At 42.0% G+C, this 12,681-nt stretch carries 8 protein-coding genes; 4 read left to right on the top strand and 4 right to left on the bottom strand.

Translation table 11 applies throughout. The annotated features are described in order from the left end of the window. Window positions 1-46: 46 nt before the first annotated feature. Window positions 47-1,138 (bottom strand): ISAs1 family transposase, encoded by a 1,092-nt coding sequence (locus ACL6C3_RS17995; protein ID WP_413160293.1) that lies wholly within the window; start codon window positions 1,136-1,138, stop codon window positions 47-49. 352 nt (window positions 1,139-1,490) lie between these two features. After that, window positions 1,491-5,213: a caspase family protein gene (locus ACL6C3_RS18000; RefSeq protein ID WP_413160393.1), complete on the bottom strand. Its 3,723-nt coding sequence runs from the start codon at window positions 5,211-5,213 to the stop codon at window positions 1,491-1,493. 564 nt (window positions 5,214-5,777) lie between these two features. Here ACL6C3_RS18000 and ACL6C3_RS18005 point away from each other — a divergent pair. Further along, the gene (locus ACL6C3_RS18005) at window positions 5,778-6,674 is read left to right on the top strand and encodes a C39 family peptidase (protein WP_413160395.1); all 897 of its coding nucleotides are present in this window, start codon (window positions 5,778-5,780) and stop codon (window positions 6,672-6,674) included. A gap of 52 nt (window positions 6,675-6,726) precedes the next feature. Here ACL6C3_RS18005 and ACL6C3_RS18010 read toward each other — a convergent pair whose 3' ends face one another. Then, entirely contained in the window at window positions 6,727-9,036 is a 2,310-nt protein-coding gene (locus ACL6C3_RS18010) for a hypothetical protein (protein ID WP_413160396.1), read from the bottom strand. Between the two features lie 530 nt (window positions 9,037-9,566). Here ACL6C3_RS18010 and ACL6C3_RS18015 point away from each other — a divergent pair. The 3 genes from ACL6C3_RS18015 to ACL6C3_RS18025 all read left to right on the top strand — a co-directional run bounded on the left by ACL6C3_RS18015 (window position 9,567) and on the right by ACL6C3_RS18025 (window position 11,660). After that, a complete protein-coding gene (locus ACL6C3_RS18015; RefSeq protein WP_413160397.1) occupies window positions 9,567-10,064 on the top strand; it encodes a cupin domain-containing protein in 498 nt (165 codons plus the stop codon). A 190-nt stretch (window positions 10,065-10,254) separates the two neighbouring features. After that, entirely contained in the window at window positions 10,255-10,935 is a 681-nt protein-coding gene (locus tag ACL6C3_RS18020; RefSeq protein WP_413160399.1) for an alpha/beta fold hydrolase, read from the top strand. A 350-nt stretch (window positions 10,936-11,285) separates the two neighbouring features. Further along, window positions 11,286-11,660, top strand: a complete 375-nt coding sequence (locus ACL6C3_RS18025; protein WP_413160400.1) for a hypothetical protein — start codon at window positions 11,286-11,288, stop codon at window positions 11,658-11,660. Between the two features lie 85 nt (window positions 11,661-11,745). Here ACL6C3_RS18025 and ACL6C3_RS18030 read toward each other — a convergent pair whose 3' ends face one another. After that, on the bottom strand, window positions 11,746-12,465 hold the full coding sequence (locus ACL6C3_RS18030) for a hypothetical protein (RefSeq protein ID WP_413160401.1): 720 nt from the start codon (window positions 12,463-12,465) through the stop codon (window positions 11,746-11,748). Between the last annotated feature and the right edge of the window lie 216 nt (window positions 12,466-12,681).

Consider the following 12,681-nt stretch of genomic DNA (forward strand, 5'->3'; position numbering starts at 1 on the left):
ATCCCCCAATCCCCCCTTGATCCCCCCTTAAAAAGGCAGGGCCGTTTCATTCTAACAAAATCCAAAGCCTAGACCACCTGTTATTAAGCCATCTTTGACCCTCTGTAATTGACACAAAGCCTAAAAGTCTAAAAAGATTAATTGCAATAGTTTGAAGAATCGATAAATTCGTTCGTGCTTGAAAGTGAGCTATAGAAGAATCATCTTCTTTGAAGATCACATCCTTGACCCAATGCAAGCGATTTTCAATTTGCCAATGACCTTTTATTTTTTCAGAAAAATAATCGGCTTTTTCCCAAACGCTACTGATGTAGTAAGCGACTTGATGATAGTCCTTTTTACCTCTTTTACCCCATCTTTCAACTCGGATTAAGCTTTTAATTTCATACCAACTAGATTTCAGGGAATCTATACTCTTGAAGACAGCTACTTGGCGTTGAATTTGGCGACCATGACTTTTATCTTGCTCTATCTTGATACTCAAAGGCTCTTGATTGTGGGCGACAGACTCTAGAGCTTGATACAATTTTTTTTGATTCTTTTTGACGGTGATTAAGTAGTGATTTTTTGATTCAATAATTTTTTTAACGGTTTGCTTTTGGCAGTGCAAAGCATCCAGAGTAAATACTTGATTCTTCAGGGGAAAATCTTCGATGATTTCTTGGACTTGCTTAATTTCTGAACAGCGTTTGTTCTCAAAGCAATTTAATCCCAATACAACTTGATATTCTTGACTGTACAAGGAAACAAATGAAACAAAGTTTTGATGAGAGTTGCCAAAATTGTCTACAGTGCTGCCTAAGCTTTTGCCATCAATACAGACCCAATCCCTCAAATCATCAGATTCACATAGACTACTAGACCATTGATTAAAAATGTCCTGAAGATTTGACCAGTCTACTCCCATCAGAACTCGTCTTATGGTTGATGAAGATGGAACTTTTGGGGATGAAATCTTAAATTTTTTAACAATTAGCTGTTGATTGGCTTTGGCAAAATCTCCCATCGCTCTATACCCTAAGTATCCCTGCATCGCTGCCAAAATTACTATCAATAGCACCAACCATAATGGATGCCTTCTGCCCTGGCGGCGGCGAAAGTCCTTGACTTTTTTAAGTTCTTTAATTAGACTATCCATAGATAAAATTTAAGAAAAAACTGGCGATTGCTATCATTTTACATCCGGCGCGATCGCCAGTTTTATTGTTCAATTCCCGCCTTTAAGAATCAGAGTGGAACAAGCCGTTTGAGTCAGGCGATCGCTATGTTTTTCTAAGATTTTAGGTGTTCTGAAGAAAAAAGGGGTGAAACTGCTTCCAATTTTAGCTCCTCGCGATCGCAAAATTTTAGAATGAAACAGCCCTGCCTTAAAAAGGGGGGTGGATGGGTGGCGAAGCCGGGGGGATCATAAAAAGTTGCATGATTAGAAAGAAATGGTATAAGGGTTTAAATTGGGCATATTTTAACTCAAACTCCATTGGAAATCAAGTTTAAATCAAGGTAAAATCCCCCTGTTCGTAGAAGTGACCGCTTGAATTTTGATTGGGTTGTTGCTTCTCAGAAGAACGAGTCCAAAAAATAATTAAGCCGATAACAAAGCCGCTCAAAATGATCATTCCAATTATCCAAAGTATTTTCTTAGAATTATTTGTAATTTGATGATTTGTCGTTGATTTTGGGTAAAGTGCAGCGGCTAAAGCTTCCCTTCCCGCCCGATCTGTAAAATAGGTAAAATGATCGCAAGCAGTATCCGTTAATATTTTCGGTGGCGGCGAACGGTTTAAACTAATATTTTGGATGCTTATTTGAGTAACAACAATATCATTTTCTTGGGTAAAAACTGACCGATCAAAAACTCGATTTTGGGCGTTTTCAAACAGATTATTCACCAACCGATCCAAAAGGCATGATTGTTGATGGGGTTCAACTTCTAAAGCTTTAGAAAGGATTGAAAAATTACCCGCAATTATGGTATAGTGAACGTGAGGATCGGGGCTGTTGGCGAGTTGTTGTAAGAAAATAGAATTGGGCTGTATTTGTTCAAATAAGTGATTGTTTGCTGGTAAAACCTCCAAGAATTCAGCCACAATTTTAGTCGGCCAAACTTGTCTTGAAAGTTGATTTAATCCCAATCCCAACGTTATATAAGCCCAGTCCTGAATGGTTGTCCAAGAAATACCTCCGTTCGGCGTTCCTAACAGGACTAAATGCTGTACCACTTGATTTCCGCCTTCTCGTTCCACAAACCACCGAGAAATTAAACCTCCCGTTGAATGGGCGACAATATCTAAGCGCTTACCATGATTTTTTATTAAACCCACTTCATGTAATTTTTGCCCCAATAACCGAGCATTTTCTTCTATGGACGTTTGAAAATTATCAGAATCAAAGGTTAAAATTAGGTCATAAAGTTCGGCAAGGGGTCGGTTTTCTCCATTCAGGTTAACCGTAGCTTTTCGGAGACTATAAACCATCGTTGAACTGTCGTTAATTATCCCGTGAATACAGAGAATGATATCTTTTGATTCTGCAACTCTTGCTTTAACTCTTTCTAGATTTTGTTCGTATTTAACATGACCTTGTTCGTTGAAATCTGCCAAGGCTAATATCGGATATTCCTCAGATAACGGCAGTTTTTGGTCAACAATTTTTTCAAAGAAAATTTTAATTGAACCGTCCGCACACCGATTACTAGCTGTTGGTTTGGGTAAGCGTTCTAAGCTAATTTCTATGGTGTCATTTTCGGTTTTTGTTCCCCTCCCCAACGGTAAGAAAAACTCTCCATCGTAAGCAAAAGCTAAAATCGATTCATTTTCGGCTAATGGTTGATTGACCCGCAATTTTAGAGGATTTTCCGAGCTAACAACAGTATAATCTTCCACTTCACTTAACTCTAATATACTCAAACCGGGGTCACTTCCCCGACTATTTGTAAATTGAAAAGACTGACTCAATCCCGATTCTTGACGCAAAATAGCAGGTAAAATTAAGTTACCTAAATCTCGACTAGCTTGGGGTATTGTGCTAAGATTAACTAGGGCTTTTAAAGTCGAATGCGCTAGAATTTCAACCGCTCTCTTTTGTAGAATTGTATTTTTATGAGAGTAGAGGGATTCAGCTTGTTGAGGTCGGACAATTGTAATGGTAACTTCTTTGGTCATCCAATCATCATAATTTCCTTTATCTCTGACGGCTTCGCGAGTATTAACTTCTCTCATCAAGTGATTGAGCGTTCCTTGAATCCCCTGTACAGAGCGAGTCAGTTGAGGGGGTGCGAGTCCATCTTGTCTTAATAAACTCGCATCAAATTCTGCGGTCGAGACAATCAGCTTGAGAATATCTTTATACTCGGTAATCCCCTGTTCAAAATAGTCATCGGGAACTTGAAAGATAATATCATCGCTGGTAATAGAAGACGGAGTTTCTGAATTTTCGGAACCGAGTAAAATACTGCTGACTGTCTCGAAAAATGGAGTATCTACAGCAAAACTTTCGGAAAGATTAATCAGATTACAGTACAAAGGATTGTTACTTTTATTGGTCAGTTTAATTTGCAGTCGGGGTTCTTGCCAACGGTCGTTTTCAGAACTGTACTCAACCCGCATTTCTGATGATGATCTGTTGTTTTTATTGCTAGATAATGATTTTTGTTCTCCAGAAATCAGAATAATTTCTAGGTCGATATCGCTGTTTTTAATGCGACTCGTTGCCGGGGTTGAGAGGTTTAAAATATTATTCCAACGGGCGATATGTTCGAGCCGATAAATCACCTGTAAGGCAATTTGATCGGTGTATTCTTGCTGAATATATCGTTGGGGAATGGGTGCGACTAAAGGGCGATTATTATCGGGTTGTACGATCCAATATTGACCGTTTTTTACCAATAAATGGTAATCGGCTTCTTGAGGGTCATCGACTTGCTGCACGTACAAAGAAGGTTTGTTACCCACTGCTGATTTTAAAAGCGCTTGTTGGGCTTTTTCTACGCCCAATCTTTCCCGTTCATCACCTTTAATGTAAACTTTTAAAGGCGGTAAAGGTAAACTTGTGATCACCGCACAATAGCTTTCGGTTTCTGATAATTCATCCAGACCTTTAATAATTTCTACCTTACTTCTTTGAGGTAAAACTTGGGTGACTCGTGCTTCTCCTAAAGCCTCTGAAAGTTGCTGCATTCTTTCGGCGCTGCTACCAAAGGGAAAGAGCGCTAATTGAGTCTCTATCCCCTCAGAATAAGCTTTGGGAATCCCGTGAATTGAACCGCCATCAATCACCCAACTCCGCTCATTTTGACTGTGAGTTAAGGTGAAATAGTGAGGGCGTTCTTTAATCGCACCGCTCAAAAAAAGTCGTTTTAATTCCTCTCGGTTCGTTGCTTCGACTTGGGGGGATTGATCTTTAACTTTTCCCGTCACTAAAGCATTAAGATTTCGGGCTAAATCTCGATAGGTTATGTTCCCATTTGTTCGCTGTAGGGTTTGCAGTAAAAAGTGAGAAAAAGCCCCCCGATATTCCCCAGTTTCGGTTTTATATTCCTTGGCGTTTTCGTACTCTCTACAGGCGGATAATAAAATGTGTTTTCCTTTGGGTAAAACCACCCCGGTTATCTTAGTTTTTGGATTTTGTGAGTCGCTTAAAATTTGATTGAGTGCGGCTTGATTTTCTGCAAAAATAAACGTATTGAAGGGTCGTTTTCGACAGTCTACCGAACCCCGACGCACGTTCATTTCAGGCGATAAACCTCGGGTTCCCGAACCGGAGTGACAACAGTCAAGCATAATCACAATATGGGGTTCTTTTTGCGCCACTTGAGAGATGAGATATGCGAGTTCTTTATCTGCTAAGTCATAGCCACCTTCTGTCCGACTATCGTAGCAAATTAAAGTTTCATCTAAACGGTCTGCTTCTAGTTCCCAAAATTCTTCCGGCGATTGCTCCTGAGCGCCATGACCGCTATAATAAAACAGAGCGATATCATTACTCTCTGCTTGAGATAAATAGTTTTGAAATCCATCTATAATTGCTTGGCGGGTTGCTTGTTCATCCCGAAGAATTTTCAGATGAATTTGGTATCCTTCTTCGGGTTTTGCAATTCGTTCGCTCAGATAGTCGGCGAATGCTGTAATGTCGTTAACACAACCTTCCAAACAACACACTGTATCGGGAGGATATTGATCGATTCCAACCAAGAGTGCGTAGATATTACAGGTCATAAGGGCGGATTTTATCGGGTTAAAAAGGCACGGGTTCAAGAGAGATTATTATCCCAAAATCTTTCTTATATTTCTTAGTAAATCATAGATAAGTTTGACCTGTCAATCCGAACAATATACCGGTTTGACCGTTTTGATTTTTTTCCCGGACTGAACATCCGACTGAGCATCATACAATTTCACATTTTTTCATATGTTTTAATACTTTTTTTAACGTTAATAGGATTGATGTTGTCGGTCGTCATCCGGGGTGTTATCGGAACGGATGACCTGTACTTTTGGCGAGGTCGAAAACTCAACTCTCGGTCAGTGGTTTTCTTAGATTTTTCTCTGTATAGTTATTTTATCAAGAACAAGCAACAACAGTCTAAAAGCTTGTCGATGATTTGGAAGTTGGAAAATCGATTAAATTGAGGGTGTTTATCTATCGGAATATTGGGAAGATATTACCGATTACTTAGGGAAAATTTGCCCAAATTAAAAATGAGCCGCATTGACAAATAACAACTTTAAAACTATCGCCAGCTTTTGGAGTTTATCGAATTAATTTTTTAGGGGGAAAACATGAACACCTTAGAGTATACGTTACGGTTTATCTCAGATTCTCTGCTGAAAGTTCGACCTTTAGAAACCTCCCTTTTATCTCTTGATGAAATTCTCACCTATCATGCCGGAGATGAAATTCCAATTAGCGCCTACACTCCCAATTTACAAGGAAAATATATTCGGGTTTATTTAGATAAATTTGATGGTTCTTATCCTGAAACGACACCCAAGCAATATTACTGTTATGGTCAGGATGTTCAAATTGTATTAACAGCCGTTTCTCGGGGTCAAGAACCCAGTCAAAAATATCCGCCCGTCCTTCCTCCGAAAGTAGATTTAAACGTTCCTTATTACGACCAACTCAACAATTTAGAACATCCTCAGGGTGCTTGTAACGTCACCTGTGTGGCGATGGTTCTCAAATATTATGGAATTGATTCTCGCAGCGCCAAAGAAATTAGTAACGATGTTCAACTCGAAGATGTGCTATTTCGTAAAACCGAAAAATGGGATAAACAGTATGGATATACAGGTGCAACCAAAACCCGTCACATTCCCCAATTTATTCAACGACTTTTGCGAGAATGGGGCGCAGAACACGGCCCCGGAAAACTTCAGAATACCTTCTTTAAAACCGTGACAACCGAAACGGAAATTAAACACCATTTAGCCCAAGGTCATCCGGTAATTATTCACGGATATTTTACCAACTCCGGTCATCTTATTGTCATCAAAGGATATGATGACGAAGAAAAAGTTTGGATCGCTCACGATCCCTATGGTAAATGGTTAGGATATCAAGGCGGATATGCCGATCTAAATCTTAGCGGCGCAGATGTTCGCTATACCTACGCAGATGTTCGCACCGTTTGGGATGTTGATGGCGAAAGTTGGTGTCATTTTCCCCTGTCTTAATCCCCTGTCAGGGTAAGTTTTAAACAGAACTTACCCCCCTAACAGAACCGGGTTAATTTTGAGAAAATAAACAATCTAATCGCCCTTGGTATTGCATGGCTTCCGAGGGATCATCAATCAAAGCAATCACTTGTTTAACTTTGTCTGTCTCTCCCTGAAAAAGATAAGCTTCAATCATAGAATTCAAGTCATAGTTACTAATTAACAGACCCTTCTCCGGTTGACTCTGCATCAGTTCAAGAATTTTGTCATACCAGACAATTTTCTCCTCCAAAAGCGCAAACATTTGTGAACGCCGGATCATCACCTCAGCTTGATCACGGGGAGACAACCCGATGCGAGATTGCCATTGAGTTATAATATCAATCTGACCGGACGAGAGAGCCTCTTCAAAAATTCGTCTCGCCATCAGAGTTTCGTCAGCAACCCCCACAGCTTCGGCCAACTCAATAAAATCGGCGATCGCACCTCGCGGATCATCCAGACTAGAAATATACGGTATCCGCTCAACCCGTTGTTGCACATCTTCAATCTGCTTAAGATAATTAACCTGCAAAGCATAAAGGCGATCAGCGCTTGCGGTTTGCTGCTGAAGACGTAAATAATGCTCTAAACGATTGACCCAGACGATGGGATGTTCGTCAGCAAACATCCCCATACCTAGCTCACCATTGAGAAGTTCTTCGGCTTGGTCAGCCAGCGCCGTACTCAAGCGGTTAGCCAGTTCCGTCTGTCCTTGGTTCTGAAGGTGCCAAATCGCCCGTATTGCAATATCTTCAGCCAGGAACTCAGCCGGACGAATATCAATCACAAAGTAAGGCGGACTCTCCGCAGAAGGGGAACCGACATTCACCCTTGTCGGGATCTTCCAAACAGACAATAGTGTAGGATCGCTCCTTCCGATTTTGGGTAAAATCTCCTCACTCAGAGCGATCAGCGCCTGCGGTTCCCCTTGGGAGGCGGCCACAGCAGCCACCCACCAGCGCCAATCGTCGCGAACTTCAAACACTCCCACATCAATCACCAGAGGCATAGACTGGGGAATCAGTTTCATCGCTTCGTCATAGCGTTTCGCTTGTACCGCTTCGACGATCAGAAACTCGACGGCTTGGGTTTTGAGATTCAGCCGTTCAATAAACTGAATCATTTCCGCCGTATATCCTCCCGAGCGGCTGAGGGTGTAGAGCGAACCGCTCCATTGATCGTCCTTTAAAGTCCCAAAATCCGAACCGAAACCCTGTTTTTGACCGATTTTACCCGCCGCAATCAACCGTTCTAGGGCGATCGCAGCTTCTTTAGGGCGCTTTTGTTGACGCGCTTCTCCGGCGATCGCCAACCAAGCCTTCGCCGCCAAAGCCGGCCGGTTCGTCGGTAACTGGTTTGCCCCCACCGTCGCCGTCGTCACACCCCCCGCCTGAGCAAAGGAAATAATCCCTTCTGTTGCGATCGCCGCTAAATTATTCTGCTCAACTGCGGGTGCTGACAGCAATGGTTTGATGGTCTTTTCAAACAAAGCAACGGCCGGTTTGAGTTGCTTGGCCCGCAGATAAGCCGATGCAATCCGAAACAGTTGTTGACTTTCTTCGGCGAGCGTGGGAATTGCTCGGGCTGCGGCTTCGGCTTGAGACCATTGACCCCGACGGAGATAGCTACCGACCAACTGCTCCGGGAGGTTGTTGTTTAAAGGAGGTGATTGGGGGGAAAGGGTTTTCAGGGTTGCGGTTGCCGCCCCCAGGCTTGTTTGTCCCAATGAATTTTCACCCAGATCAAACCAAGCTTCTGCTAGTCGCCACTGAGTTTCCGCTTTTAGGGACGGAACTGCTATTCCGGCGACGGTTTTACTGGCTTGCTGGAGTAAGAGTTTACTGCGCGACGGTTGATTTAACTGTTTGTAGGCGATCGCACTGACGATCAGGGCGCGGCTTTGGGCGTAGTTGTAGCCCGCCGGGAGTGTGTTGGCGAGGGTGATGAGTTGCTCGACGACGGGGACCAGTTGCGATCGCTCCGAGGCGGGTGTTCGTTCTATCAGACTCAGTAACAGGGGCGGTTCTTCAAGATTATTTCTCAGTAGGGTAAAGCGATCGATGGCCATTTGCGTAGTGCGGGGACTCTGGCGAGCCATTTTCATCAGCTTGAGGATTTCCGCTAGGTTATCTGGTTTTGCAGAGGCTGAGTTGGGGTTAATATGCTCGGAAAGCAGTCTTGTCCATTGACGAAAGGCATAGTGGAATTGTTCGCTCTCACAAAAGGCTGAAAGTTCTGTACCCTTCGTCTGAGCGGTTGCGGGTATGGCCGCCCACAGCGTCAGGATGGGGCCGGCTCCAAGGCTCAGTAGACAAATTACAGACAATAGACGCTTCATGGATATTTAAAAAAGTGTTGACAGTTTAAGGCGCTCCCTATCCCTTTCATCATCTGGGCTGTCATTCGGGGTGAAAATTTAGAGATTTGCTCGGGGTTAGTTTGCTGCAAAAGTGCGACCCGTGTAGCCATGATTTTAGTCACGGGTTTTGATGACTAAAAGCGCTCTCAATTCTGCGATCGCCCAAGCTACTTTAGTCTTATGAACCGATTGAAGATCCTCAGTGATGCTGATGTTAAATTTATTCAATTTTTTGTTAAAAGTCGAGTTATTCTTTCTCATGGTTTTAACGGGCTTGCTCCCCTGTTACATCGCTTTCAGCCGGACAAAAGCTAGGGCGGAAACACCACAAAAGTCTATTCTAGACCGACCAATCGAAGAACCAAGACAGCGGCAATAGCGCCCCTATGAATTGGGACGACAACACCGATTAAAATTGAATAAAATTAGGTAAACCCGGAGTTGTCAAATTGTTAGTTGATGTCTATCATAAAGCCAGAACAGATCGAGCAAAAACATTAACAACCTTTATGGAAGACAACAAAAGCGAAGGCAAAAAATCTCCGATTCTGCGAGCCAAGGAAATTGTAGAAGGTGTTCAAATGTTCTCGCACCCCTGGAATCCAAATTCCGAAATATGGGGGACAGATTTGGCGCGGACAGTTGGACTAAAACGCACTGGAGTTAACTTTATAAAAGTTCCTCCGGGTAAGGAATCCTTTATTTATCATTCCCATTATTCTGAGGAAGAATGGATTTATATCCTCTCCGGGAAAGGCGTTGCAGAAATTGACGGAGAAGAATTTGAAGTGGTTTCGGGAGATTTTATGGGATTTCCCACCCCTTCAGTTCCCCATCATCTCAAGAACATTGGTGACGAAGATTTAGTCTATTTAGTCGGGGGAGAAAACTTAGAAATAGAAATTGCTGAGTTTCCAAAACTTCAAAAACGGATGCTTCGTCGTGGAAATAGCGTTGAAATTTATAACTATTCTGATGCTAAACCTTTTGAAGCGTTAGACCCCTAACTGAATCAAGTTCGTTGGAGTTATCGGTCAGTCAAAGGCGAACGCATCACCCTTCATCACCTCCTCACCTACACCGCAGGTATCCCGAATTTAACCAGCTTTCCCGACTATAACAAATGGATGCAGTTACCAACAACTTTGGATCAATTAATAGATTAAAGGAAAACACAGAGATTAGTTTAGGACAACAATGATGAGCAAAATTAAGAATATTGTGTTGGTTCATGGTTTTTGGGCTGATGGGTCTAGTTACAGTGAGATCATTCCGATATTGTTAGCAGAAGGTTATGAAGTTGTCGCAGTTCAAAACCCGCTTACTTCGCTAGCTGATGACGTTGCTGCAACAAAACGTGCTTTGGATCGGATCGAAGGTCAATGTGTTCTGGTGGGTCATTCTTGGGGCGGTATGGTGATTACCGAAGTTGGCAATGATGAACGAGTTTCTGGCTTGGTTTATATTGCCGCACTTGCTCCCGATGTTGGCGAATCAATGATAGATTTGATGAGTAAATATGGCTCTCCATCGTCCCATTTTAAAGAACAAGAGGGTTTTATTTGGATTTCCAAAGAAGGTGTAAAAGAGATTCTGGCAGGCGATCTTTCAGCAGAACAAATAGCATTAATCTATGCGACTCAAACTTCACCTTCTACCTCACTCACAAACGAAAAAATAGAGAAGCCCGCATGGAAATATAAGCCAAGCTGGTATATTATTACCAACAATGATCGGGCTGTTCCACCTGATTTACAGCGTGATTTATCTAAACGAATGAGTGCAACGACAGTGGTTTTAGAATCAAGTCACTTTCCAATAATTTCTCATGCAAAAGAAGTTGTGGATGCGATCAAAAAAGCCGCAAATCATGGCTAATTTTCATGCAGTTTCCAATTCAATAACAGAGCATTGCTAGATGGTATTATCGTTGCTCCCAGAATAGATTAATGGTGAATTGACCCTTGAAAAATCCGGTTGGGGAAATCGCGATCGCCGGATTTTTCCCCTTCCTTATCCCTGGGGGAATACAAGCCGGGGCGAATCAATTTATCAGTCACAAAAGCGATCTTCAAAAATTTAGATCTCCCTTAGATTTCCCCGAAACCACCTCTATAAACCCGCTCCGTGTTTGGTGTAGCATTATTTTTTAGATTTTACATCAATAGCTTGCTGATTGTTAACCGTTTACAGCGAAGGAGAGAGTAAAGTTTTTCGAGCCAATCCCCATGAATCCTACTTTAATATCAAGTTCTCTCTGCTGTTTGATTACCGCTGCACTGTCCTTTGGTGTTGCACAATCAACCCAAGCTCAATCTAATCTAGAGACAACCAACAAACATCAAAGTTGGTGTCAGTCTCAGGGCGGTAATTGGGTAGATAATACTTGTCAGTGGGAACAATTGCAGATGAAACAATCCACAGAAGTGAAATTAAGTCAAGAATGTGGTCAGCAAAATGGGATTTGGCACACTTTGTTTGAGGAAGTTTATAACCCTAAATGTTCTGGTGCTTGTCTGGCTTGGATTGATCCTTTTGATTTTGAGTATATCGAAAAAGGCGTAGTTTGTGCTTGGTATTCTGGGATTGAACCGGCACAATAAATTCGGTTTTATCGAACAAGCGATTGGATTAACTTTAGCAGAAAATGGGGTAATGGTTGTTGTTTTGATTCAAATTTGCTGCTATTTATTGCAACTTTTGGATCAGAGTCCAGCAACCATTACGATGCTCAAAAATATAAGCCCCCGGTTCTCCATAAGTCCGAACGACATATTCTTCTTGATCGACCCGAGAATCATAAGCATACTCGGCTTTAATATAATCTACTCGAAACGTGTTATTATTAATGCGTTTCAAGTCAACTTGTAAGCGAGTATAGGGACTGTTATCTACGCTAGAAGGCACCAGTTGTACCCAACGGTAATCTCTGATATCAATACTAAACTCATCATCTTTCTTGCTGAGAAATCCGATCAGATTACTGGGATTTTCATAGTCTCGAACTTCGATAGTGTCTGCTGTATGGGTAAAACGTGTTTCGTTCCCCTGATAATCTTGACCCCGTACAAAATGCTCAAAAAATATTTTGTATTCATCGGGTGAACAATATTCGGGTAAAGCCGCTTGAAGTTGTTCGTTGTTGTTCGTCGGGGGATAATTTGTTCTTTGTTCACTCGTCACACGAAACGGATTCAGCGGGTTAATTTTCTCTAAATTGTTCGGGTTATTGGTCGCCAAACTCCAAGCATTTCCTCCGGTATTCAATGAATTTTTATCCTCAAAAACTGCTAAACTTTTAGGCAAAAAAGAAGATTGACCTCCGGCGATCGCACCCGGAGAGTTAACAAAAATTGTCGCGATGACAACCCGAGTAAAAGTGGGAATTGACTTAAATGTTATAGGCATGGTAAAATCTATAAATCCGGGATTATTTTAAATGACTAGCCCTTTAAAATCTAATTTTAGACCCGTTTAGATCCCGCAGGTAGACACATAAAGTCTCTGTCGAATAGCCGACCAATTCTGAGCCATAACAGTTCCCGGAGTCAGCTTTTCTCCAAGCATTTGGGGATAGCGACTATAAAAAATAACATCTGCTAAATAGTCATAAGCGCTCTGATA

The organism is Capilliphycus salinus ALCB114379, assembly GCF_047276495.1.
Taxonomy (GTDB): Bacteria; Cyanobacteriota; Cyanobacteriia; order Cyanobacteriales; family Microcoleaceae; genus Capilliphycus; species Capilliphycus salinus.